Origin of the sequence: Chryseobacterium binzhouense (assembly GCF_007474545.1) — a bacterium.
GTDB classification, from domain to species: domain Bacteria; phylum Bacteroidota; class Bacteroidia; order Flavobacteriales; family Weeksellaceae; genus Chryseobacterium; species Chryseobacterium binzhouense.
In genome coordinates, this window is sequence record NZ_VKOG01000001.1 from 686,095 (window position 1) to 710,865 (window position 24,771).

General features: G+C 34.9%; 17 protein-coding genes, 2 tRNA genes and 1 pseudogene. 11 read left to right on the plus strand and 9 right to left on the minus strand.

Annotated features, from left to right (window positions below; all coding sequences use genetic code 11):
* Window positions 1-29: 29 nt before the first annotated feature.
* From FNE73_RS03130 to fbp, 4 genes are all read right to left on the minus strand, one after another.
* Window positions 30-1,253, minus strand: coding sequence for an MFS transporter (locus FNE73_RS03130; protein ID WP_455423419.1), 1,224 nt, complete (start codon window positions 1,251-1,253; stop codon window positions 30-32).
* A gap of 94 nt (window positions 1,254-1,347) precedes the next feature.
* Window positions 1,348-3,021, minus strand: coding sequence for a glutamine--tRNA ligase/YqeY domain fusion protein (locus FNE73_RS03135; protein WP_143883319.1), 1,674 nt, complete (start codon window positions 3,019-3,021; stop codon window positions 1,348-1,350).
* Window positions 3,022-3,248: 227 nt separating this feature from the next.
* Window positions 3,249-4,271: an o-succinylbenzoate synthase gene (locus FNE73_RS03140; protein WP_143883320.1), complete on the minus strand. Its 1,023-nt coding sequence runs from the start codon at window positions 4,269-4,271 to the stop codon at window positions 3,249-3,251.
* Entirely contained in the window at window positions 4,271-5,287 is a 1,017-nt protein-coding gene (gene fbp / locus FNE73_RS03145; protein ID WP_089741916.1) for a class 1 fructose-bisphosphatase, read from the minus strand. The genes FNE73_RS03140 and fbp overlap by 1 nt, the downstream gene beginning before the upstream one ends.
* A 314-nt stretch (window positions 5,288-5,601) precedes the next feature.
* Between fbp and FNE73_RS03150 the strand changes: the two genes are divergently transcribed.
* The 6 genes from FNE73_RS03150 (at window position 5,602) to recA (ending at window position 11,441) form a co-directional block, all read left to right on the plus strand.
* Window positions 5,602-6,840 carry an aspartate kinase gene (locus FNE73_RS03150; RefSeq protein WP_143883321.1) on the plus strand — a complete coding sequence of 413 codons (1,239 nt, stop codon included), beginning with the start codon at window positions 5,602-5,604 and terminating at the stop codon, window positions 6,838-6,840.
* A 23-nt stretch (window positions 6,841-6,863) separates the two neighbouring features.
* Window positions 6,864-8,705 carry a lysophospholipid acyltransferase family protein gene (locus tag FNE73_RS03155; protein ID WP_143883322.1) on the plus strand — a complete coding sequence of 614 codons (1,842 nt, stop codon included), beginning with the start codon at window positions 6,864-6,866 and terminating at the stop codon, window positions 8,703-8,705.
* Window positions 8,706-8,795: 90 nt separating this feature from the next.
* Window positions 8,796-8,868: transfer RNA gene (locus FNE73_RS03160), tRNA-Phe, on the plus strand.
* Window positions 8,869-8,920: 52 nt separating this feature from the next.
* Window positions 8,921-8,993, plus strand: a tRNA-Phe gene (locus FNE73_RS03165).
* A gap of 76 nt (window positions 8,994-9,069) precedes the next feature.
* On the plus strand, window positions 9,070-10,266 hold the full coding sequence (locus FNE73_RS03170) for an oxygenase MpaB family protein (protein WP_143883323.1): 1,197 nt from the start codon (window positions 9,070-9,072) through the stop codon (window positions 10,264-10,266).
* 173 nt (window positions 10,267-10,439) lie between these two features.
* Window positions 10,440-11,441: a recombinase RecA gene (recA, locus tag FNE73_RS03175; RefSeq protein WP_130915321.1), complete on the plus strand. Its 1,002-nt coding sequence runs from the start codon at window positions 10,440-10,442 to the stop codon at window positions 11,439-11,441.
* A 127-nt stretch (window positions 11,442-11,568) separates the two neighbouring features.
* Here the strand turns inward: recA and FNE73_RS03180 are convergent, their stop codons facing one another.
* Both FNE73_RS03180 and FNE73_RS03185 read right to left on the minus strand, forming a co-directional pair.
* Window positions 11,569-12,783, minus strand: a complete 1,215-nt coding sequence (locus tag FNE73_RS03180; protein WP_143883324.1) for a hypothetical protein — start codon at window positions 12,781-12,783, stop codon at window positions 11,569-11,571.
* A 19-nt stretch (window positions 12,784-12,802) separates the two neighbouring features.
* Window positions 12,803-15,436 carry an outer membrane beta-barrel protein gene (locus FNE73_RS03185; RefSeq protein WP_143883325.1) on the minus strand — a complete coding sequence of 878 codons (2,634 nt, stop codon included), beginning with the start codon at window positions 15,434-15,436 and terminating at the stop codon, window positions 12,803-12,805.
* Between the two features lie 189 nt (window positions 15,437-15,625).
* Between FNE73_RS03185 and FNE73_RS03190 the strand changes: the two genes are divergently transcribed.
* The 5 genes from FNE73_RS03190 (at window position 15,626) to FNE73_RS03210 (ending at window position 20,011) form a co-directional block, all read left to right on the plus strand.
* On the plus strand, window positions 15,626-16,303 hold the full coding sequence (locus FNE73_RS03190; protein WP_089741930.1) for a response regulator transcription factor: 678 nt from the start codon (window positions 15,626-15,628) through the stop codon (window positions 16,301-16,303).
* Between the two features lie 45 nt (window positions 16,304-16,348).
* Window positions 16,349-17,380, plus strand: coding sequence for a sensor histidine kinase (locus FNE73_RS03195; protein WP_143883326.1), 1,032 nt, complete (start codon window positions 16,349-16,351; stop codon window positions 17,378-17,380).
* A gap of 132 nt (window positions 17,381-17,512) precedes the next feature.
* Window positions 17,513-18,109 (plus strand): IS1096 element passenger TnpR family protein, encoded by a 597-nt coding sequence (locus tag FNE73_RS03200; protein WP_143883327.1) that lies wholly within the window; start codon window positions 17,513-17,515, stop codon window positions 18,107-18,109.
* Window positions 18,110-18,206: 97 nt separating this feature from the next.
* Window positions 18,207-19,553: an alpha-amylase family glycosyl hydrolase gene (locus FNE73_RS03205; protein WP_143883328.1), complete on the plus strand. Its 1,347-nt coding sequence runs from the start codon at window positions 18,207-18,209 to the stop codon at window positions 19,551-19,553.
* 17 nt (window positions 19,554-19,570) lie between these two features.
* Complete coding sequence (locus tag FNE73_RS03210; protein WP_143883329.1) at window positions 19,571-20,011, plus strand: GreA/GreB family elongation factor; 441 nt, start codon at window positions 19,571-19,573, stop codon at window positions 20,009-20,011.
* Window positions 20,012-20,174: 163 nt separating this feature from the next.
* On the opposite strand, the pseudogene FNE73_RS03215 reads toward FNE73_RS03210, so the two are convergent.
* The 3 genes and pseudogenes from FNE73_RS03215 to FNE73_RS03230 all read right to left on the minus strand — a co-directional run bounded on the left by FNE73_RS03215 (window position 20,175) and on the right by FNE73_RS03230 (window position 24,578).
* Window positions 20,175-21,217: pseudogene (locus FNE73_RS03215) on the minus strand (DNA polymerase beta superfamily protein).
* Window positions 21,214-22,869 (minus strand): hypothetical protein, encoded by a 1,656-nt coding sequence (locus FNE73_RS03220; protein WP_143883330.1) that lies wholly within the window; start codon window positions 22,867-22,869, stop codon window positions 21,214-21,216. Before FNE73_RS03220 ends, FNE73_RS03215 begins: the two are co-directional and overlap by 4 nt.
* Before the next feature lie 326 nt (window positions 22,870-23,195).
* Complete coding sequence (locus FNE73_RS03230; protein ID WP_143883332.1) at window positions 23,196-24,578, minus strand: RtcB family protein; 1,383 nt, start codon at window positions 24,576-24,578, stop codon at window positions 23,196-23,198.
* Window positions 24,579-24,771 lie beyond the last annotated feature (193 nt).

The window sequence follows — 24,771 nt, forward strand, 5'->3', positions numbered from 1 at the left end:
ATATCACGATAAAATGATATGCTTTTTGCTTATAAATTTTTAGGCTTAATCATCCATGGGATAAGAAAATAGAATGCTGTGGCGGTTGCTGTAAGCAGAATACCGGTTCCGATCCATAAAATTGTAAAACCAAATTTTTCAGCGATTAAAGTTCCCAGATAGGGTGTGATAATGAAGGCGATAGAAAAAGCAATTCCATTCAGTCCCATATAAGCTCCCTTATTGTTTTGTCCGGATCTCAAGGCTGTAATTGTTGACATGAACGGCAATGCCCAGATTTCTCCAACCGAGAGCAAAGTCATCGAAATAATCAGCGTTATTATGCTGTAGTCAAAACCAAGCATGGCGTAAGAAAGTCCGCAAATAAAAGTTCCGAGAAACATCGTTCTTGCTAAGTTGAGGTATTTTTCTGCAGCCTGTACCAATCCCATTTCAAGCAAAACTACAATAAAACCACTGTAACCCAAAAGATAACCAATGTTCTGCTGGCTTAGATGCGCTGTTTCTTTGTAGAAAATCGTTAAAGTACTGAAAAGCTGAAAAAAACATATTGAAAAAAGCATACACAGAAAGCAGTAAATCAAAAATTTACCGTCTTTATAAGGCGAGTTCTCTTTTTTTATCTCAATAGCTTCTTTTACTTTTCTAGCTTTCAGTTTTGCTAATTTATTGCGTTTATTGAAAAAGATAATGTATAAAATACCTGCCGAGAGAGCAGCAAAAGCATTAGAGTAAAATAAAAACTCGTAAGATATTGCCGACAAAATTCCACCTAAAGCCGGACCGATTGAAAACCCCAGATTAATTGCCATCCGGTTCAGGGAAAAAGCCCGTGTTATATTTTCGGGTTTTGCATATTTGGTAATGGCAACTGAGTTGGCAGGACGAAAAGAATCGCTTACAATACTCTGCAGCAAAATAATTGCTGCCACTCCGATTTCTGTTTTGAATAATGGAATTAAACAAAATAACGGAACACTCAACAATAAGCTAAGATATTGAACTCTGTATTCCCCAAATTTGTCGGTAATAAAACCTCCAAACCACGAACCGATTACCGAACCGATTCCGAAAAAGCTAAGTACAATTCCTGTATTTTCGATACTGAATTTTAAATGAGCAGTCATGTACACACCCAAAAAGGGAAGTACCATGGAGCCGGAACGGTTGATAAGCATAACCAGTGCCAACATCCAGCTTTCTTTAGACAGTCCTTTGAAGGAGTTGGTATATAAATGTATAATTTTCACAATTTCTAAAATTTAATAGTTTATAGTCTGGATTTATAAAACAAAAAACAGGACTTAAAAAATAAGCCCTGTTTTATTTATTTGAAACAAACAAATTTTACTCCGGCTTATAAGAGTCCTTTAATGTCACAGTTCTGTTGAATACAAAATTGGTATCCGTAGAATCCTGATCCTTTGTAAAATATCCAATTCTCTGGAATTGAAGAGGTTCTCCAACTGCCACATCTTTTAGACTTGGCTCAGCAAACCCCTGAACTGTAGTTACAGACTCAGGATTGATGAAATTTAAGAAATCCACATCTTTCTCAGCATCAGGCTGTTCCACAGTAAATAGTTTATCATAATTTCTTACTTCCACAGGAATGGCATGCTTCGCAGAAACCCAGTGAATTGTTCCTTTTACTTTTCTTAAACTTTCTTCAGTTCCGCTTCCAGACTTAGATTTTTCATCATAAGTAGCATATATGGTCGTGATGTTTCCGTTTTCATCTTTTTCTACTCTTTCACCTTTAATGATATAAGCAGATTTCAGACGAACTTCTCCGCCTAACTTTAGTCTGAAGAATTTGTTGTTTGCTTCTTCCTTAAAATCTTCACGCTCAATATACAATTCTCTGGAGAACGGAATTTCTCTTGTTCCAGCATTTTCCTGTTCAGGATTATTTTCTGTTTCCAGCCATTCTTCCTGTGCTTCAGGATAGTTTTCTATGATTAATTTCACAGGATCAACCACCGTCATTACACGTTTTGCGACTTTATTCAGGTCTTCACGAACGCAGAATTCCAATAGCTGAAGTTCAATTAAGTTTTCTCTTTTGGCAACACCTACTTTTTCAATGAAATTTCTAATGGAAGTTGGGGTAAAGCCCTTTCTTCTCATTCCGGAAATCGTAGGCATTCTCGGATCATCCCATCCATTCACTACTTTTTCAGCGATAAGCCTCTGTAGCTTTCTTTTCGAAGTAATCATGTAAGAAACATTCATTCTTGCAAATTCCCTCTGTTTGTTTTTTACCTTGCCTTCTTCGTACACCTGATCCAGATACCAGTTGTATAAAGGTCTGTGGTTTTCAAACTCCAGAGAACACAGTGAGTGAGAAATTTGTTCGATATAATCAGACTCGCCATGTGCCCAATCGTACATTGGATAGATTTTCCATGCCGTTCCTGTTCTGTGATGAGGTTTATTCAGAATTCTGTACATCACAGGATCGCGCATGTTCATATTGGGTGAGATCATGTCAATTTTTGCACGAAGAGACATAGAGCCGCTTTCAAATTCTCCGTTTTTCATCCTTTCGAACAAATCTAAAGATTCTTCCAAAGGACGGTTTCTGTACGGCGATTCTATTCCCGGTTCTGCGGGATTTTTTCTCTGTTCGGTAATCACTTCAGAAGGCTGCTCATCTACATAAGCTTTTCCTTCTTTAATGAGCTGAACTGCCCAATCGTAAAGCTGCTGGAAATAATCGGAAGCGTACAATTCTTTATCCCATTTAAAGCCCAGCCATTCAACGTCTTTTTTAATTGAATCTACAAATTCCTGTTCTTCTTTTTCAGGGTTTGTATCGTCGAAACGAAGGTTTACAGGAGCATTGTATTTTTCGCCCAAACCAAAGTTGATGCAGATAGCTTTTGTGTGTCCTACATGCAGATAACCGTTGGGCTCAGGCGGAAAACGGAAACGGAGCTGGTCTTTTTCCAGACCGTTTGCCAGATCTTCTTCTATAATTTGCTCAATAAAATTGAGTGATTTTTTTTCTTCTTCCATTAATTTCGCTTTAAAGTCGTACCAAACGACAGTTTGCAAATTTAGTAAATTTAGATGTCTAAAAAAAGCAAAGATTTTTTAAATAAAACTCACAACTATTGGAACTTTTTTACGATATTTGCTAAACCAAAAAACTAAATATTACCTGTCGCTATGAATAAGTTCAAAAAGAAATTTTCTGAATTTTTAAATTACATCAAAAAATCAATCTTTATTGATGGAGTAATTTAACTATTTTCAAGGATATACGTTTCAAAAAAAAGTTTATCCCCATCTAAATGTAAGGGACTTGGAAAGTTATTTGTAAATAAATTTCCTGTCCCTAATCCTTGTGGCATATTGCTTTTTTTTGTGAAGGTATATTGAGAAATAGCATTCAAACCTATGTTGCTTTCCAACGCAGAGGTGATCCACCATTTAATATTTAATTGTTCAGCAAGGGATATCCACTCATCCGAACCTGAAAATCCTCCAGCTAATGCAGGTTTTAGGATGATGTACTGAGGTTTTACTGTTTCTAAAAGCTTTTTCTTTTCAGAATAATCAATTATACCAATTAATTCTTCATCTAATGCAATTGGAGTTGGAGTATGGGAGCATAATTCAGTCATGTCATCCCATTTTCCTGCTTTTATGGGCTGTTCTATGGAGTGGATTTGTAAGTCTGCTAATTGTTTCAAAACAATTTTTGCTTTATCTTTAGTAAAACCTCCATTAGCATCTACCCGAATTTCAAGTTGATCTTTTGTGAATTTTTTTCTTAACTTTTGAAGAATTGTATGTTCTGATTGCCAGTTTACACCAATTTTCAGTTTAATACAATAAAATCCTTTTTCCAGCTTATCTGTTATTTGTTCCTGCATGTATTCAATATCACCCATCCAGATCAGCCCGTTGATTGTTATTGCTGATTTTCCTTCGGTAAACTCACTCGGAAAATAAATGTTTTTCCCATGTTTCAGATTGAGCAATGCCTGTTCATAGCCAAACCAGATGGAAGGGGACTCTTTCAATTCATCCTTTAAAAACTCTGGTTTTTGGTTGATGTTATTACAAAGCCATTGCAGTTTTTCTTCATAATCGGGTCGGTCATCAAAACTTAATCCACGGAAAATTGCACATTCACCAATTCCTTTTTTATCGTTGTCAAAAACTTCAAGAATGTAGGTCTCTTTATCAAGCAAAACGCCGCGAGCTGTTCCACTCGGGCGTTTGAAGTTTAATAAATATCTGAAATATTTTGCTGTCATTATTTTACACTGTCAATTCGCATAAATTCTTCTGCTTTTTCTACCATGTCAACACTTCCACAGAAAAATGGTATTCTTTGGTGAAGTTCCGTTGGTTCAATTTCAAGGATTCTTCTAAAACCGTCTGATGCTTTTGCGCCTGCCTGTTCTGCCAGAAAAGCCATCGGATTGCATTCATACAGCAACCTTAGTTTTCCATTCGGAGCCTGAGAATAAGAAGGGTAGATGTAGATTCCTCCTTTCAGCATATTTCTGTGAAAGTCTGCTACTAAAGAACCGATATATCTTGATGTATAAGGTCTGTCGCCTTCTTCCATCTGACAATATTTGAGGTAGTTTTTCACTCCCTGAGGAAATTTTATATAGTTTCCTTCGTTGATAGAATAAATTTTTCCTGTTTTCGGAAACATCATGTTGGGATGCGAGAGATAATACGTTCCCAAAGAAGGATCAAGTGTAAAACCATTTACACCATTTCCTGTTGTGTAAACAATCATGGTTGATGAGCCGTAAATCACATAACCGGCTGCAATCTGATTGATTCCTTTTTGTAAAAAATCTTCAAGCTGTACAGGGGTTCCGGGTTCTGTAACTCTTCTGTAAATGGAAAAAATTGTACCTACAGAAACATTTACATCAATGTTTGATGAGCCGTCAAGAGGATCAATTAGCACAACATACTTACTAAGATGCCCGTTTTCTCCGCATTTGATATCAATAAAATCATCATTTTCTTCAGAGGCAATTCCGCAGACTACTTCTCTTTGTGATAATGCTGTGATGAAAATTTCGTTGGCAATTACATCCAGTTTCTGCTGCTCTTCGCCCTGTACATTTTCATTTCCTGCTTTTCCGATGATATCTGCAATACCTGCTTTATTAACTTCCCTGTTTACAACTTTGGATGCTAATCTTATGGCACTCAGAAGACGCGAAAACTCTCCTGTGGAATATTGGAAGTCATCCTGTTTGTCAATAAGAAATTCTCCTAAAGTCTGTAATGGCTGATCTGACATATTTTATCTTTTTACGATTTGCCCAAATTTCGGAAAATTTATTGCAAATAAAAAATAAAATGCATAGAAGTGTAATGTTATGAAATTCAGTGTTTTATTGTTTTATTCTTTCTGTTGTTGCCAAATTTGCATGAATTAAAAAAAACTAATTTATTGATTAATATTGATTATTTGGGGGATATCCGGAATTTTAATAAAATCTTAATCCTATTACAATACTAGGGTATTTCATATCTCGGTGTAAATTTATAATTTTGTGACCCGTAAAAAACGATCTTCAATTTTTATCTAACAATTTTATTTCTAACTATTTAATGAAAATTTTTAAGTTTGGTGGAGCGTCGGTAAAAGATGCCGCAAGTGTAAAAAATGTATCTATGGTTCTTGAAAGCCAAGGCTTTGAAAAATGTCTTCTGGTGATTTCGGCTATGGGTAAAACAACCAATGAGCTGGAAAAAGTGGTGGAGCACTACTTTAATAAAGAAAATTACCAAACTGAAATTGAAAAGATAAAACGAAAACACATCGAAATTGCGAAAGGTTTATTTTCTGAAAATCATGCAGTATTTGCAGAAATTAACTTGTTTTTTGATGATATAGATTCATTTTTAAGAAGAAATAAATCTCCTAATTATAATTTTGTCTACGATCAGGTAGTGAGCTGCGGAGAAATGATTTCTACAAAAATCGTGAGCGAATATCTGAATGAAATTCAGTTTAAAAACCAATGGCTGGATGCGAGAGATTTCATCAAAACAGACAATTCTTACCGTGAAGGAGTGGTTAATTGGGAAAAAACGGAACAATTTATTTCACACCTTAGTAAGGAAATCTGTTATGTAACACAGGGTTTTATAGGTTCTGATGAGAATAACTTTACCGTAACTTTAGGAAGAGAAGGATCAGATTATTCTGCGGCTATTTTTGCTTATTGTATGAGTGCAGAAGCTATGACGATATGGAAAGATGTTCCCGGTGTGATGACAGGAGATCCCAGAAAATTTGATGACGTAAGTCTGCTTTCTAATATTTCCTATGAAGAGGCTATTGAGATGGCATATTACGGAGCAAGTGTTATCCACCCAAAAACACTTCAGCCGCTGAAACAGAAAAATATTCCTTTCTTTGTGAAGTCTTTTGTAGATCCTTCAAAAGCAGGAACCAAAGTAGGTATTTCAGATAAAAATCAGAGTGAGGAATCTTATATTTTAAAGGAAAATCAAACATTGCTGAAAATTTCAACCAGAGATTTTTCTTTCATTGCTGAAGATCATATGAGTTTGATATTTAATAATTTAGCTAAATATAAAATTAAGGTTTCTTTGATGCAGAACTCGGCAATTTCTCTCGAACTGTGCCTTGAAGATAAATTTAATACTGTAGATGATCTGAATGATGAGCTTCAGAAAGTTTTCAAGACAGATGTTATAAAAAATGTATCTTTATTTACGGTAAGAAATGTAAAAAAAGAAAATATCGATAAATTTTACCAGGGAAAAAGTGTATTATTGGAGCAGATTGCAAACAATACACTGCAAATGGTAACACAATAAAACTAATTTCGACTAAAAAACACATGAGCTTAATCTCGAAAAACGATTTAATACAAGCTGCCGGTCTGAATAAAATAGGTTTTCTAAAGAATCCTGTCGCTTCTGCTGTGATGAATATTACAAAAATAAATGAAGTCAACAGGCTTTATGATAAACTAAAAGATAAAGAAGGTAAAGATTTTTTTGATTCGTTTGTTCGGGAAAGAAATTTAAGCTACATCGCATTTGAAGAAGATCTCGCCAAAATTCCGAAAACAGGACCGTTTATCTTGGTTTCCAATCATCCGCTTGGCGCAATAGACGGTATTTTGATGTGCAAAATTCTGTCAGAAATCCGTCCGGATTTTAAAGTAATGGGAAATTTCCTGTTAGAGAAAATAAAACCGATGGAGCCTTACGTGATTCCTGTCAATCCTTTTGAAGGAAGAAAAGAAATCAGAAACAGTGCCACCGGAATGCGTGAAACGCTTAAGCATCTTGGAAACGGAGGCTGTGTAGGAATTTTTCCGGCAGGAGAGGTTTCCAATAAAAATAATCCTTACGGAGAGATTTTAGACCGTGAGTGGGAAAAACCTGCTTTGAAATTGATCAGGATGGCGAAAGTTCCTGTAGTGCCAATGTATTTTCATGCTAAAAACAGCACTTTATTTTATCAGGTTGCCAAAATTCATCCCAATTTACAGACACTTATGCTTCCGACAGAGATGATGAACGACCGTGAGAAGCCAATAAGGATAAGAATAGGGCGTCCGATTACCGTAAAAGTAATGGATGAAATGGAAAGTATTGAAGAGCTGGGTGAATTTTTGAAACGCAAGGTTTATATGATGAAATCTTACTACGAAAAAAGAAAATCTATTGCACAGTCTATCAATCTCAAAAATCTATATGTAAAGTTTCCTTTGCTGAAAGAAGAAAATATTGTACAGAATATCATAGATGAAACGCCAAAAGAAGACATTCTGAAAGATATTTCCAAACTGAAAGGAACAGACAGAATGCTTTTCAGTAACGGGAATTATGAAATTTATTTTACTCCTTACGAAGAAATTCCTTCGGTAATGAGGGAAATAGGAAGACAGAGAGAGCTTACTTTCCGTGCAGTGGGTGAAGGAAGTAATCTGCCTTTTGATCTGGACGAATATGACCAGCATTATCATCATCTTTTTTTATGGGATAGTGCCGCTGAAAAACTTGCAGGAGCCTACCGTATGGCATTAGGTAAGGATGTGATGAAGAAATTTGGAATAAAAGGATTTTATACCAGCTCTTTATTTGAATTTGAGCAGGATATTCACCCATTTTTCAAGAAGGTGATAGAAATGGGTAGAGCCTATATCAGCGAAGAATATCAGCAGAAGCCGCTTCCGTTATTTTTGCTTTGGCGTGGAATTGTACATGTGTGTTTACGGAATCCCGACCACAAATTTCTGATGGGCGGAGTAAGCATATCTAATAAATTTTCTGAATTCTCCAAATCATTGATGATTGAGTTTATGCGTTCTAATTATTATGATTCTGCAGTTGCTCAATACATCACTCCGAAAAACGATTTTAAAGTAAAACTGAGAGAGCGTGATAAGCATCTTTTTCTGAATGAAATGAACGCAGATCTTAACAAGCTGGATAAGTTTATTGATGATCTGGAACCTGAACTCAGAATGCCGGTTTTAATTAAAAAATATATTAAGCAGAATGCAAAGGTAATTGCCTTCAACGTCGATCCGAATTTCAATGATGCGATTGATGGTCTTATGTATATCAGGATAAGTGATCTTCCGGAAAGCACAATAAAGCCGGTTTTGGAGGAAATGAGTGAGCAGATAAGAAAAGAACAGGAAAATAATCAGACTGAAAATCAGTAAGTTTTTATTTTCATTGAAAAAATGTTGCGTAATACTTGCTTCATATACCAAAACTTCCTACTTTTGCATCACTTTAAAACAACGAAGTAAGGTTTCTTAGCTCAGTTGGTAGAGCAACGGACTGAAAATCCGTGTGTCCCTGGTTCGATTCCTGGAGAAACCACAAAAACCGCCTGTAAAAAGGCGGTTTTAATTTCAAAAGTTTTAAATGGTAAGGTTTCTTAGCTCAGTTGGTAGAGCAACGGACTGAAAATCCGTGTGTCCCTGGTTCGATTCCTGGAGAAACCACTCAAAACCACTCTTCTCAGAGTGGTTTTTGTTTTTTTGGTCAGAAAGGTAATATTAATGTTGTAATTTTGTTTTAATGAAAGAATGCAAATTACAGCCAAGATTTAAAGATTCATCTCATTTTAAAAATTTTTGGGAAGAAGGAAATGGTAAACAGCTGATTGAGTTGTCCGGTGCTGAAGTGAGTTTGAAAGACTTTGACCAATTTTCTGAATTCTATTATCATATCGACACAGTGGGTGATGAAGTCGTAAAGGATATTTATTTCACAAAAAACTTTCATGAAGCATCCAGAGAAATAGAACAATATATCAGAAATGGAGTTTCTATAAATGAAAACGTACCTGAAAGCGTAAAAGAATTGTTTGAGCAAACACAGAAAATACCCGACTGGCTCAATTATGACCTTCTGAAAAGCGGAGCAGAACTTTGTATGAGAAGCAATCTGGATTCGCTTATTTCCTTAAGAGATTATTGTCTGATCGGGGGCTACGACTATGCTTATCTCAACAAGCCTCTTATGGCTACGGAAGCCCTAAAAAAAGGTGCGGTAAAGAGACTTTCGGAGACGCTTGATTTTTGGGTGAATGTTACCCGTTACAATGCACTGGAAGTTCATCATAAAGGATACGAATTTGCGATTAAAACAAGACTGATTCACTCTTTTGCAAGGCTTTCCATCAAAAGAAATTATAAAGATTGGGATACTGAAAACTGGGGAGAGCCGATTAATTCATGGGATATGATGGCAACCTATATTGGTTTTAGTCTGGTGTTTATGCACAGTCTGAAAAAACTTGGAAATGTGGTTTCTGATGATGAAGAAAAAGGGCTTTTTCACCTTTGGAAATATGTAGGATATCTGTTAGGAATTCCCGAAAAAATCCTTCCAGACAATAAAAAACAGGCAACAGAATATTTTTATTTGTGGACTTCCGTTCAGCCATCTTCAGACAATGATTCTATATTGCTTGCTCATTACCTGCTGAATGAGTCATTAGAAAATCCGATATTAAAATATCAGTTCCAGCGCAGAAATCTCCGTTATCTGCATATTTGCTGTACCTGGTATCTGCTTGGCGATGAGGTCTGCAAACGATTGAAAATTCCGGATGTGCCTTTTAAGGGAGGGTTTCCAGTAACTAAAAAAATTCTTAACAAGGTGTACAATAATGTGGTAAGTCGTGAAGCAAGAATTAAAAGAGGAAACAAAGATCAGATGAAAGTTCTTGAAGATTATCTGAGCATAACACAGAATTCCAACTTTCATTAGGATGGTTTATGATTTGGATTTTATTAATTTGAATGCTGAAAAAAATAAATGTTTTAATCAACGGATTGGTGAAAAATTATAATTTTTTTAACATCAAAAAACATTTTCAGACCCAAATAAAATTAGATTTTAATAGTAAAATTTCGTATTTTTGATAAATTATATTTAATCGAATGAGTAATATTGATGATAAGAAAAAAGCACTTGCATTGGTGCTTGATAAATTAGATAAAACGTACGGAAAAGGTACGGTGATGACATTGGGAGATGATTCTGTTGATAATACGATTGAAGTTATACCTTCAGGCTCATTGGGATTAGACATCGCACTAGGAGTGGGAGGTTACCCAAGAGGAAGGATTATTGAAATTTATGGTCCGGAATCTTCTGGTAAAACAACTTTAACCCTGCATGCTATTGCAGAAGCTCAGAAAGCCGGCGGAATTGCTGCTTTTATTGATGCTGAACACGCTTTTGACAGATCTTATGCTTCAAAGCTGGGTATTGATCTTGAGAATCTGATCATTTCGCAGCCAGATAACGGAGAACAGGCTTTGGAAATTGCAGACAACCTTATCCGTTCCGGAGCTATTGATATTGTAGTAATTGACTCTGTGGCTGCATTGACTCCTAAAGCTGAAATTGAAGGCGAAATGGGGGATTCTAAGATGGGTCTTCATGCGAGATTGATGTCTCAGGCTTTAAGAAAGTTAACGGCTACTATTTCCAGAACTAAATGTACTGTGATTTTCATTAACCAATTGAGAGAAAAAATCGGGGTGATGTTTGGAAATCCTGAAACAACAACAGGTGGAAATGCCCTTAAGTTCTATGCTTCTGTAAGAGTCGATATCAGAAAGGCAAGTGCTCCTATTAAAAACGGAGATGAAGCTATCGGAAGCCGTGTAAAGGTGAAGATTGTGAAAAATAAAGTCGCTCCTCCTTTCAAACAGGCTGAATTTGATATTATGTACGGTGAAGGAGTTTCTAAAGTAGGAGAGATTCTTGATACCGCAGTTGACTTGGGTGTTGTTAAGAAAAGCGGATCATGGTTCAGCTACGAAGATTCTAAGCTTGGACAAGGAAGAGATTCTGTAAAAGATGTTCTGAAAGACAATCCTGAACTGGCAGAGGAAATAGAAGGGAAAATTAAAGAGGAACTGAAAAATAAATAAATTTTTAGTCATATATAAAGAGGATTGCTTTCAATAAGCAGTCCTTTTTTTATTTGAAAAAATAACAAAAAACACGTCTGAAATTCGAGACGTGTTTTTTGTTAATATGAAGAAACTAATTATTATCTTATAATGCAGACAAAAGATTGACACCATCAACAGTTGCCCATGCTCCTGCTGGAAGTGATACTTTGGTTACGGTTGTAGAATTGGTGAAAGTCTTTCCTCCATTTGGTGTGAAAGCATACCCCCAAACACCGGCATTGTCAGAGTCAAGATAAGAAAGAGGTGAAACAGAAATTTTATTATTGTTTACTTGATTGTTTTCTGTTGCTGCATCCTGAATTAATACTGAATAAGCTTTTTGAGCGCCAATATTTTTATATCCGCTGATATAAACATTACTGAAAATCCCTGAACCCTGTTTTTTAAACTGAATAGCAGAAATTTCTGGAGAATTTGCTGATTCAGGATTTGTTCCTGTTGCTCTCATCAAGGTAAGGTTGGTAATTTTTGGAGCAACGTTATCTGCATTACTAGAAGCTTCGATTTCCATTCCGAAATTTCCTGTTCCTACTTGATAAGCAAACCAATTTGAATTGTTTTGTCCGCTCCATGCATCCTGCCAGTCGAAAGAATCATCAAAATTTCCATAAGAAACTAAATTTTTAGCACTTACAGTTCCACCGAACCATTCAAAACCATCATCTGTACCTTTATAAGCTACAAGGTTTTCTAAAACGGTTCCAGCTCCTACAGAGTAAAACGTGAACGTGTTGGTTTCGGAAGTACCATCTCCAATTTTCTTACCAGCATATTCTACACGTACGAATTTCATGATTCCAGAAAAGTCATTTGGATTATTGCCTCCATATGAAAGAGCATTTCCATCTTCTGAAATAGCTGATGTATTTCCATTAAGAGCTTTGATAGGAGCTTCACCATAAATGGTAATTCCACCCCAATCTCCCGGAGTTTTTGTAGATGTTGTAAACACAATGGGTTCATTGGCGGTTCCTTGTGCATCAATCAATCCATCATTTAAAATTACCAATGCACTAGTTTTATTCGTTACAACATTAAATATTGCACCCGGTTCTATTGTTAAGGTTGCTCCATTTGTAATTTTTACAATACCATCTAATGTATAGTTTCCTTTTTTAATAAGTAGATCTTTTGATATTGTTCCTTTTAGAGTTCCGGTTCCGCTTAATACGCTTTCTGATGTACCTGGGACATTTGTATTTGTATCTTCGATGCCGTCATTCACTTCAATTGTACAAGAAGTCATGCTCAATCCTGTGATCATTGCAATTGCTAATGGTAAAAGTATTCTTTTCATTTTATTTTTATTTATTTTTTTAGAATGTATAGCCTACAGTAAAATTGAAGGTTGTACCTCTGTAGTAGTTAGTGTATTGAAAGTTGTTGTTAGTGTTTACATTATAGTAGCTGCTGTCTCCAAGCTCAATTCTATATTGAGTATTTAAAATATTTTGAACACCAAATTTGATATTCCAGTTTTTAGTCAACTGTTCTTGGTAAACAAAATCTAATTGATGAAATGGTCTTTCGTAGAAATTATCTGTTCCTGAAGTACCTACTGCAAATATTTTGGATCCTGAAACATTGTAAACAAGAGACAATGTCCTCGGCAAAGAATTTTGTTTTTTAAATTCGTACTTTAAATCTGCATTTATTGTATAAGGAGCAGCACCCTGTAGTCCTCTTTTTCGTAATTGGTCATCTGTAAATCCGTTTGGCTTTTCAAGCGCCAATTGATCTGTGCTTCTCTCTACATTGGTATGCATTATCGTTGCATTAGCCCCAAATGTAAAATTGTTTAAAGATTCTGAAATTCTTGCTAAATCAATAATTCCTTCTAACTCAAATCCATAAAGATCTGCTTTTTTGGCATTAAAGAAGGTTACTGTAACACCGTTTGAATTTCCTGAAGTAGTGAAAGATCTTTCAATAGCATTGTCAATTCTTTTTGCAAAAAGATTGACTGAAAACATTTCTTTTCTTGTAGGAAAATATTCCCATTTCAAATCAATGTTGTAATTTTCGCTGTTTAGGATATTAGGATTACCTAAAATTGTTTCATTATCTGGATTTATGTAAGGAATTGCCATAGTCTCTATCAATACAGGTCTTGTTATCGTCTTACTGAATGCAAGTCTCAGATTATTTCTATCATTGATAGCTTTTTTGATGGCTAATGAAGGAAGGAACATATTTCTGTCCTTCTCTATATTTTCAGTTTTCTGTTGACCCTGAGGATTAAAACGAATGAGACTTAAATCATTTTCATATCTTGCTCCTAATAAAATATCCCAAGAATCGTTTGGTTTATAGTTAATATTTGCATAGCCAGCATTTACAAACTGATAAATAGATGTGAATGATTGATATGCATCAGATTCTTCTTGAAAGAAAAATAAATTGTTTGCCATATCCTGATCAAAACCTTGTTGTGGCTTATTTCTATCAATAATAAAATTTTGTCCTGCTGTTCCATTTGGTTTTCCAAAAATAAATCGGTAAGAAGTTCTTCTAAGATCAGCGAAACCATTATATCCAATGCTTAACTGGACTGGGTAATCTTTTCTGTCGCCTTTTTCACCAAATGCAATATTATACTCGCCAAATGCTGAACCATAGAATCTAGAATTTACATCCAGATATTGTCTGATGATATTATTACCACCGTAAGTGATTAATAATTGATCATCATTAAGCATATTGCCTTGATTGTCTTGTCGGGATCCCTCCATGATTTTACGGTCTGGCTGCTGATAATTATTCAGCACGTAACTTCCACCAGCTTTTATGCTTTGTCTGTCATTTATTTTGTGCGATCCAGTAAGCTGAAGATCCAAAAATCTTGATATATCAAGCTGATTTACTCTGAAAAAACCAATATCTTCATTTTGTACCTGTTGATTTTTATATCCAAAGTAGTCTTCTATGATATTATTTGCACTTTGCAAATAAATAGCATTGAGGTTAATTTGAGTTTTTCTGTTTTTATAACCAAAACCCATCAAGGCTGAAGATTCCGACTCGAAATTGTATTGCTTTCTGTTAAGCTTATTATTAAGGACTATACTCTGTCCTCCGTTATCCAAAAATTGGTTTTTTGCACCTTCTCTAAAAGCAAATTTTGAGCTTTGATTTAATGAAAATAAAATCCCAATGTTGCCGTTTTCTCCAGTTTTTATTTTTTGTGCAGTAGTAAATCCAATACTCGTATTAGGCATAGATTTTACCTCATCTACATTCCAAGAATCTTTAAAATACCTTTTTGATTCTTCGGAATTAAAACGATAGTTAGAGGGTCTTAAACCATCAAGATTATCAGGGAGCTGTCTATCTTTGCTGTTTAATCCTAAATATCCTTTCATGCCATCAGCATTTTCAGATACAAAAAAATTGTCTTTAAAGTTACTGATTGTATTTACTCCAACACTGAATTCAATCTTAGAAAAAGAGCGATCCATCGTCAGCGTTTCAATATCAAATGTAGCTCCTGCAAAATCTCCGTAAAGATTAGAGTTGAATGTTTTATAGATATTTAATTTTCCAACTACATCAGTAGGGAACTGCTTCAGCGCGATGATTTTTTGGAAAGGATTATTCGATGGTGATCCCAACCCATTTATTAGCAGGTAATTATATCTCTCTTCTAATCCTCTTACAAATAAGCCTCGTCCATCTACAGTTGTAATACCCGTTACTTTAGTAAGTCCTTGCTCCACATTAGATATACCTTTTCTTGAAATTTCCTCTGCACTTACTGCTTGTTTCTGAATGATAGCCTTCTTTTGATCGAATAATACGGCTGTTTCTGTTTTTTTGTTTGTGCTTCCCTTAATAACAACACCTTCAATACTTCTTTCGTTTTTTAAAGTGTCGTTTTTTTGTTGAGCGTAAAACAATGTTCCTGATGTAGTAAGGAATAGTGCAGCGATACTCAGTTTTCTATAATTCATTTTCTTTTTTACTAGATTACTTTCGGTGCAAAGGAATGAAAGTTTAGTATTGTAAATGGTTTAGTAAAATTTAATTTTTTTTTAACTAAACATTACGAAAACGCTATTATTGTTAACTTTATATGAACGATAAATATTGAGTTAATTCATCATTCAAAATTTGTTAACTTTGAAACGTAAAAATTAAAAATGAATCAAAAGAAAATACTTCTGATAGACGACGAATTGGATATTCTGGAAATTTTGTCTTATAATCTGGAGAAAGAAGGATATGACATCTACACCGCTACAAACGGGAATGAAGGAATTGAAAAAGCCAAAGAGATCATTCCAGATCTTATTTTGCTGGATGTCATGATGCCGGAGAAAGACGGAATAGAAACCTGTCAGGAACTTCGGAAAGTAAAAGAACTTCAGAAAACACTTATTGTGTTTCTTTCTGCAAGAAGCGAGGAGTTTTCGCAGTTGGCTGGCTTTCAGGCAGGTGCTAATGATTATGTAGTGAAACTAATCAAACCGAAAATTCTTATCTCTAAAGTAAACGCTTTACTGCAGCTCACTTCACAGGTTTCAGACAATTCCAAATTAATAGAAATAGGAGATTTGGTAATTGATAAAGACAATTTCAGAGTTTCTAAAAGCGGACAGCAGTTTTTATTGCCCAAAAAAGAGTTCGATCTATTGTATCTTTTGGCATCAAATACCGAAAAAGTATTCAAAAGAGAAGAAATACTTGAAAAAGTTTGGGGCAATGATGTCATTGTAGGTGAAAGAACTATTGATGTACACATCAGAAGGCTGCGCGAGAAATTAGGCATCAATACCATTCAGACCTTAAAAGGAATAGGATATAAACTTATTGTTTAAGTTTTAAATTCCTACATTTACACCTAATCCAAAAATATTGTAAAATTGAAGTTTTACAGGCTTACTTTTGTTTCTTCATGTCTTTTAACGATGGCAATGTTTATATTGGTCATCACTTTCGATACACTAAAAGACATTTACTATCCAACTTCCAAGTTTACGATAGGACTTATTTTTGGGGTTATTCTGATGTTTTTTATCAATTATGTGGTTTTAGAGCTTTTATTTAACTACTATGCCAAAAAACAGGTCAGAAAAATATCCAAAATCCTTCCCGAAGAGATCGTCTACAGCGACCAGAATAATATTACCCTGAAAGAACTGGGAGAAAGGTTTTCTGATTTTAACCAGCAGAAAGTCACAGAAATGGACATGATGAAGGAGATGGAAAGCTATCGTAAAGAATACATCGGAAATGTTTCCCACGAGCTGAAAACACCTCTTTTTTCAATTCAGGGATATGTAGAAACTCTAATGGACGGAGGAGTTGAAAATCTGAAAATCAGAGACAAATATCTGGAAAGAATCGGCACTTCGGTAGAGAGACTTATTGCCATTGTCAATGATCTGGATATGATCAACAGGCTCGAAGCAGGGGAAATCAATCTTAATATTTCAAAATTTGATGTCAATATTTTAATCAAAGAAATTTTTGACCTTCTTGATCTTGAAGCCGAGAAAAACAACACCATGCTTCAGATTCAGACCCTGCAGCCGCAGATTTTTGTAGAAGCGGACAAACAAAAAATATCTCAGGTTTTTATCAATTTAATTTCAAATGCCATTCACTATGCCAACAGACAGGAAGCCAAAGTGATTGTGAAAACCAGTGTTTTGCGAAATAAAGTACTTATTGAAGTGATTGATAACGGAATGGGTATAAAAGCTGAGCTTCTGCCAAGGATTTTTGAAAGATTCTACAGGGTGGAAAGCAGCCGCAGCAGGAGACAGGGCGGTTCTGGTCTGGGACTGGCAATTGTAAAGCATATTCTGGAAGCACACAACGAAAATATCACCGTAGAAAGCGTCTATCTTGAGGGTACAACATTCAGCTTTATGCTCGAAAAAAGTAAATGATTTCGGCGAAATGTAAGAAAAAAAACTTTCTAAAAAAAAGCATAAATATTTTTGACGAAATATCAATTATTATATATTTGCAACAAGAATTTATCATAATAAATAAGGCAAAAAAGTAATTGAAATACTGATATGGTTTACAAAATCCGGGTAATATTAGATACGAAAGAAGACATTTTCCGCGATGTAGAAATCAAAGGAAAACAAACACTCTGGAACTTACATTTGGGAATTAAAAGTGCGTTCAATCTCAGCGGAGATGAGTTATCTACTTTTAATCTTCTGGAAGAAGACGGTACTGTGATAAAAAGCGTACCTCTTGAAGACATGAGTGATGATGGCGATGGCGAAATTATGTCAGACGTTTACATTGATGAAGCATTTGAATCTGTTGGCAATAAGGCTCAGTTTCAGTATGGTCTTTTAGATCTCTGGGAGTTTTTCTGTGAGCTTATTGAGATCAGCGATGAGACAAAAGGAGTAAATTATCCTATCACTACGTACAGATTCGGGAATGCTCCTCTGAAAGCTCCTGTGAAAAGCGGAAATTCTTCCGGTTCAAAAAACAAAAAATCTGCGATGCCTTTGCTGGACGATGATTTTAGTTTTGATGATGACTTTAGCGGAGGTGCTAACTTTATAGATGAAGATGATGATTTCAATGACGATGAAGACGACTTCGATGATGATGTTTTTGACGATGAAGACGATGATGATAACGAAAGATAAGCAGTAAATATACAACCCTGAAATTCTCAGGGTTTTTTTATTTCAAAAAACTAAGCCGTAAAAATCTTTATTAGTATTTTTGTGTTAAAATACGATTATGCGAAGAGTTATTTTTGCCGGAATAATTAGTTTGGGACTGATATCCTGCGCTACAAAAACAAATGTAAAAAAGATGAATTTACCACAAAACTGGAAACACACCACCAATATTTACGAAGTCAATGTAAGACAATATACTCAGGAAGGAACCTTTCAGGCTTTTGAAAAAGAAATGCCGCGTCTTAAAAATATGGGGATAGAAACTTTATGGTTTATGCCGGTTACCCCAATTGCCCAGAAAAATAAAAAAGGAACTCTGGGAAGCCAATATGCGGCGGCAGATTATGTCTCCATTAACCCTGAATTCGGAACAATGGATGATTTTAAAAGACTGGTAAAAAAAGCCCATCGTCTTGGCTTGAAAGTCATCATAGACTGGGTTGCCAATCATACAGGCTGGGATCATGTCTGGACAAAAACGCATCCTGAATTTTATCTGAAAGACGAAACCGGTAATTTTAAAATAGCATCCGGAATGGATGATATTATTGAACTGGATTATCAGAATCCCGAAATGCGGAAAGAAATGATTGAAGCCATGAAATTCTGGATCAGAGAAACAGATATTGACGGATTCAGATGCGACTTGGCATCCTGGGTGGAAGTAGATTTCTGGCAGGAAGCAAGACCCGAAGTGGAAAAAATAAAGCCTCTTTTCTGGATCGGGGAATTTGATGAACTGGAAAATCCGGATTATGGAAAAGTATTCGATGCAAGCTATTCCTGGAAATGGATGCACAAATCAGCCGATTTTTATAAAAACAATCAGCCTATTCACGAGCTTACAGATTTGCTGAGACAATATTCGCAGATAGGAGATTCATCCATGAGAGCCTGGTTTACAACTAATCATGATGAAAACTCTTGGAACGGAACAGAATATGAAAAATATGGGGATATTGCTTTGCCAATGGCAGTTTTCTCGGTAACATGGAATGGTATTCCGCTTTTATATTCCGGTCAGGAGCTTCCGAATCTCAAGAGACTTGAGTTTTTTGAAAAAGATCCTATTGCATGGACCAACAATTATAAAATGGCAGATTTCTACAGAACACTGCTCGAGCTGAAATCTTCCAATCTGGCTTTGCGTGGAGGAGATCCTAATGTTTCCACATATCTGCTCAACACTACCGCCAACGATAAGATTTTCGCCTACATCAGGAAAAATGGTAAAAATGAAGTTCTTACAGTATTAAATTTCTCAAAACAGCCGGTAGAATTCAGCATTGAAGATGATCAGGTTTCAGGAACCTTCAAAAATGTATTTGACGGAAGTAAAAGAGATTTCAGCAACGGTAAAAACTTCAGCTTTAAAGTTTCTGATTATGCTGTTTTTGAGAAGTAACGGAGTGAAATTGAAGAATGAATAAACAGGAGATTATTGATGTTTTGCATCAAAAAACAACAGAGAAAATACAGGGTCTGGAAAAGCTCATTGATGAAACCCGTGCTTCCAACAACGATACCAAAAGTTCAATGGGAGACAAGTATGAAACAGGAAGAGAGATGCTGCAGCAGCAGATCAATAATCTTCAGATTCAGCTGAATGAAGTGATGAAGCAGCAGGCTTTTCTTAAAAGTATCGTTGCAAAATCTTCCCAAAAAGTAGAAAAAGGAGCGGTAGTAAGTACAGAAAGAGGAGTGTTTTTTATTTCTGTTTCTTTGGGTGAAATTACCCTCAATGATTATAAAATCATGTGTATTTCTCCCGAATCTCCTTTGGCTAAAGCAATGAATGGTAAATCAGTCAATGATATTTTTACTTTGAACAATGTAAACCATACAATTATCAACATCGAATAATTTTTTAATGATTGTCCATAATTTATCATAATTGAAAAAAAACTTTGAGTTCTTTGCTGAGTCAAATGCCTTTGCGAACTTAAAAACAGTTGGTATATAAAAAAGCTTTTGCGCTCTTTGCGTGAAAATTAAGCAAAAAACTCCATCAAGCTTTTTGATGGAGTTATTTGTATAGCTGCGTCCTGATTTCAATTAAAAGTTTTTCTGCTTTTTTCTGATCAGGATAATCAGGCAGAGAAGAATTTTCAGACAAAAAGTTTAATTCTTCGATCAGTTGGTCTGAAAACAGCAGCAAATCATCATAATCCCATTTTCCGGCTTTGATGTCGAGCAATTCTTCCCGGTTTTTTACCCGGATTTCGAGCTGATTATTCCTGAAAATATTAACTGCAGACTGTAACAGGCGAATCGTATGCATCATGTTTTTGCTGTCGTAGTTCTTTCCGTGCTGTTGATTGGTGTTGTATCGGTCTTCGTTTCGTTTGGCAACCCAATCCCAGTATTCTTTATAATTTTTGCAATATGTAGAATAGGCATCCTGGTTGAAAAACAAATAAGCATCTGATTTTTCACCTTTGGCAATAGAAGATAAACTCACCTCGTTAGAATCTTCACTTTTGAAAATTCCTTTGTAGTTTTTGTTTCCTGTTTTGTCATAAAACAATGCAAAAAGACCTTTAGAGTGAGGCATTTTTACCAGACCACAAAGCTCTTGTAGAAAATTCCTTTTTTCCAGCCAGTTTTTTGCAGGAATGGAATTTGAATTTTCCAGAATCACACAGAAATCCAAAATTCCTTTTCGTTCTTTTTCAACCGGATTGACAATTTTTTTATTCAGCCCTCTCGCTTTCTGAATTTGGGCAGAAGCATATCCGCCAAAAGTATCTTTACACAATTTTGAAAGAAAATCCTCCTGCTGATAAAGATCCATCAAAGGATTTTTATACAAAATACAATCTTCGGGAGTGGCGAGAATTTCCAGAATATTGGGATTGTTTTTCAGCAAAAGTTCGGTGAACCGTCCGATTTCGTAATACGTAATATCATTGGTTTCATTAGAAATCTGCGGAATATAATTGAGTCCGAAAAAATTTCTTTCCGTAAATAATATACTCCTTTTATATCGGTATCTGAGTTTTCTGTTGCCAAACCGAAAGAGCGGCTTTCGGAGATGGCTTGGAAGAGGAGGAGGTTTTGAATGGTTATTTATTATTTCGAATTGATTTTAGATAGGGATACTCTATTCTATATGGATAAATTATATTAGAAGCAGTTTGTTTTTGAAATTCTATATCTTCATATGGTTTCATATTTATAAGAATCTTTTTTAGAGCACCTAATGTATAGATTGGAAATTTTGAATCACAATACATGTACAATGTTGGAGTGCTTATTATAAAACAACCTATTATATTATAAGTTGATATATCAATATTTTGATCTTTATATTTAATTTGAAAATGTGTGTTTAATAAATCTATATTATCACAGATATACTCTACTTTATTTGTCAATTGTGGCTCAAGTTTAGTTATGAAACTGCTGAAGTCCATTTTATAACCAACATTTTCTGTTCTTAATCTTAAAAATTTAGCATCAGCCACATAGATGTTCTTTTTAATTACATCTAAGAAAATGAAATCTATTTCTCCACATTTTTTAATTATATCTATATTTTGATTATTTATAGTTTTAAGGCTCGTAAGATTCGTATCATAAAATTTATCTTTTAATTTTAGAATATCTTCAATATTTCTTTCTAATGATCTACCAGTTATATTACTAATGTTTTGGACATATTCTTTCATTTTTCTATTACTTTTCCATTCGTCATACATTTCATTCCATGGATAAGCTTTTAAATGAAGCATTAGGCTAGTTTCTGTAATTTTATTTAATGATGATAATACTCTTTTTTCATTATTTATTTTATATACTAAAAGAGGTTTGTAATGAAATCTATTTATATTATGAGGTCGTCTTACAGCTTCTTTGATATTTTGTTTATTATCACTAGACATATACAGTCCATTATAAAATTGTCTAACTAAAGTTTCATCTCCACCATTTTTAATAAGGTTTTGTTCGAGAATACCAAATTCAATATCCTCTAAATTTGAATATAATGGATTGTGATGTTTTTGAATTTCATTCAAAAGACCTAATGCAAAATCATAATTAAAGCCAAAATTATTTTGAACTTCAGTTTTGTAATTATTAATTCTTTCAATACTTGCATTATGTTGTGCTTGTTCAAAATGATAATCTGATTCTTTATAAAAATGCTCGTATATTTTTTCAATATCCGAAGATTTATATTTTATTTCAATTATATTTTCTTTATCAATATCAATATACAAAGAGTCTCCTAACATACTTTGTATTGCTATGAAATCGGAGATAAAATATGCCCAACTTCCTATATATAATAAATCTTCTAATGTCTCTCGAAAAATTCTTTTTTTAGAATCATCATATTCAGTTCGAGTAATATCTACATCACATCCTTGTTCTAAAATAAGACCTAAAACTCTTCTATTTATTACAAAATTTTTATAATTTATTTGTTCAAGTTCTTTTCCGAAATTACTTTTTAATAAAAGATCAATATAATTGTTGTTGAAATGAAATACATATTTGAAAAACCATACATCCTTTTGATTTTGAATGATAGAAGTAAAAAGATCTGTAATCTCATCAAATAAGCAGTGTAAAATAGTCTTAACTTTTTCATGCTCCTCAATATTTTGATTACCAAATTTTTCACATATTTTATGCGAAAATAACTTCCAATACTTTTCCCAAGATCTATCATCCCAATGTAAAATGAAGATTCCTTGTTCGTTTATTAATGCCATATTCTTTTATTTTCCAATTTATTAATATTTTAGTTTAGTCATTTCAATAAACAAATATACTTTCTACTTATAGAAAACGACTATGGATTCCCGTAATCGTTTAATTTATAATGCTAATATCTCCCTAAAAACCCTCTCCATCTCATACTTATCCGAATTTCCAGAAGAAAGCGTTTTAGATTTTTCTTCGTTATCCAATATCATTTTCCCCCGCTGCGCAAAGTCTCCCGACTTTGAGCTAATTATATATAGTTTTAATTTGAAATTTAGCAAATATAACTTAAGCCAATACAAAAAAAAGATTACGGCAACCCGTAATCTTCTCATTATTTCCTAAACTTCTTCTTTTTCTTCCACGGCGCATTCTTCTGAACATCACCCGCCATAATACATCCGTAAGGCATCACTTCATCCAGAACTTCACACAACCCATATTCTTCAATCTGCGCTCTTACGTTTTTGGCACTTTTATAAGCGGTCGGCAGCTCAGAAATATCAATTTCATTGGTGAAAAAACGGATATCTAATCCTTTTGTTTCTTCTTCAAAAACTTCGTCAATGGTTTTGTGTGCGAGAGATTTTTTATGAAAACTTCTGCTGAAATTTCTTCCTGCACCGTGAGGAGCAAAACCAAGATTTCTTTCATTGGTTGTTCCCTGTACAATCAATACAGGTTCCGCCATATTCAGAGGAATCAGTCTTGGACCTGTAATATCCGGCAAAAATTTGTCATCCAGCGGAGTTGCTCCTTTTGCGTGGTAGAATAAATCTCCGTCCCGGAATACAAAGTTATGTTCGTTCCAGTATCGGTTTAGCTTTTCGGTGTTTAATTTTTCCAATGTCGCATTGTGAATAGATTCGTGGTTTTCTTTCGTCCATTTTCTGATGAGCTGCAAAGCTTCCCAATATTGTTCTCCCTCTTCAGTCTCAAACGGGATCCAGGCATTTTCTTTCAACGTTTCCGGTGACAGTTCCATTCTGAAACGGTTGGCTACTTTCATACCTTTATCATACAGTTTCGCACCCGGCGCTCTAGAACCGTGATGGGTTACCAGCATTGTATTTCCGGTATTTTTAGAAATTCCGACAAACAGAAAATGGTTTCCGTCACCCTGAGTTCCCATATGTGAACGGGCGATGCTGATTAAATCTTCATCTTTCAGAAATTCATTTTCCCTGAAAGCGTCCATCAGCTCTTGTGACATCGGCATTTGTTCGCCTCTTGGTCTTCCGCCGTAACCGAAATGGGTGATAGAATGGGCTGCATCCAAAACATCTTTCGGCTCCATTTTTCCAAAATCTGTGAGCATAACCGAGCAGCAAATATCTGCTGAGTGAAATCCCGGGTGAATGGCATTTTTCGCCACCACAACACCGCCCACCGGAATATGACCTTCCGGACCAGTAGGACAGGCATCGGGCATAATTGCGCCATTGGTTAATGTCGGCGTTTTCATCAGGACATTCATCGTATTGATTACTTTTTCCACATTATCATTTTCACTTTCGTGTTCTGCGCGGATGTTGATGACGAAATCTTTTGGGGCAGAATGCAGCGGAATCGGTTCCGGAGATTTGAATTGTTCCAGATAATCTTTCATTTGATTTTCGTCTAATTGATTTTCGTTAATATATTCTAAAGCTTCAGCAAACCATTTTTCCGGTCTGTATCCCAAAGCGATTAAGTTATTTTCTGTAATTGTTTTCATTTCAAAATTTATTTTTGATTATTGGGCAGCTATTCCGCCTTCCACTCCCGCTTTTTTATTCGTCGTTCCTCCTTATAAAAAGAGCTCCGTTCAAGTCGGGCTGCGAGCCATTCGCTGTTCCAGTTTCATTGTTTGATGATGCAAAGTAAGGAGACAAGTGCGCAATGTTTTTGCATTGTAGAAAATTTTTATA

Excerpts from the sequence above, each read along its gene's own strand:
- FNE73_RS03135 (WP_143883319.1), bottom strand. The coding sequence starts at position 3,021 with ATGGAAGAAGAAAAAAAATCACTCAATTTTATTGAGCAAATTATAGAA.
- FNE73_RS03140 (WP_143883320.1), bottom strand. The coding sequence starts at position 4,271 with ATGACAGCAAAATATTTCAGATATTTATTAAACTTCAAACGCCCGAGT.
- fbp (WP_089741916.1), bottom strand. The coding sequence starts at position 5,287 with ATGTCAGATCAGCCATTACAGACTTTAGGAGAATTTCTTATTGACAAA.
- FNE73_RS03150 (WP_143883321.1), top strand. The coding sequence starts at position 5,602 with ATGAAAATTTTTAAGTTTGGTGGAGCGTCGGTAAAAGATGCCGCAAGT.
- FNE73_RS03155 (WP_143883322.1), top strand. The coding sequence starts at position 6,864 with ATGAGCTTAATCTCGAAAAACGATTTAATACAAGCTGCCGGTCTGAAT.
- FNE73_RS03170 (WP_143883323.1), top strand. The coding sequence starts at position 9,070 with ATGAAAGAATGCAAATTACAGCCAAGATTTAAAGATTCATCTCATTTT.
- recA (WP_130915321.1), top strand. The coding sequence starts at position 10,440 with ATGAGTAATATTGATGATAAGAAAAAAGCACTTGCATTGGTGCTTGAT.
- FNE73_RS03180 (WP_143883324.1), bottom strand. The coding sequence starts at position 12,783 with ATGAAAAGAATACTTTTACCATTAGCAATTGCAATGATCACAGGATTG.
- FNE73_RS03185 (WP_143883325.1), bottom strand. The coding sequence starts at position 15,436 with ATGAATTATAGAAAACTGAGTATCGCTGCACTATTCCTTACTACATCA.
- FNE73_RS03190 (WP_089741930.1), top strand. The coding sequence starts at position 15,626 with ATGAATCAAAAGAAAATACTTCTGATAGACGACGAATTGGATATTCTG.
- FNE73_RS03200 (WP_143883327.1), top strand. The coding sequence starts at position 17,513 with ATGGTTTACAAAATCCGGGTAATATTAGATACGAAAGAAGACATTTTC.
- FNE73_RS03205 (WP_143883328.1), top strand. The coding sequence starts at position 18,207 with ATGCGAAGAGTTATTTTTGCCGGAATAATTAGTTTGGGACTGATATCC.
- FNE73_RS03210 (WP_143883329.1), top strand. The coding sequence starts at position 19,571 with ATGAATAAACAGGAGATTATTGATGTTTTGCATCAAAAAACAACAGAG.
- FNE73_RS03220 (WP_143883330.1), bottom strand. The coding sequence starts at position 22,869 with ATGGCATTAATAAACGAACAAGGAATCTTCATTTTACATTGGGATGAT.
- FNE73_RS03230 (WP_143883332.1), bottom strand. The coding sequence starts at position 24,578 with ATGAAAACAATTACAGAAAATAACTTAATCGCTTTGGGATACAGACCG.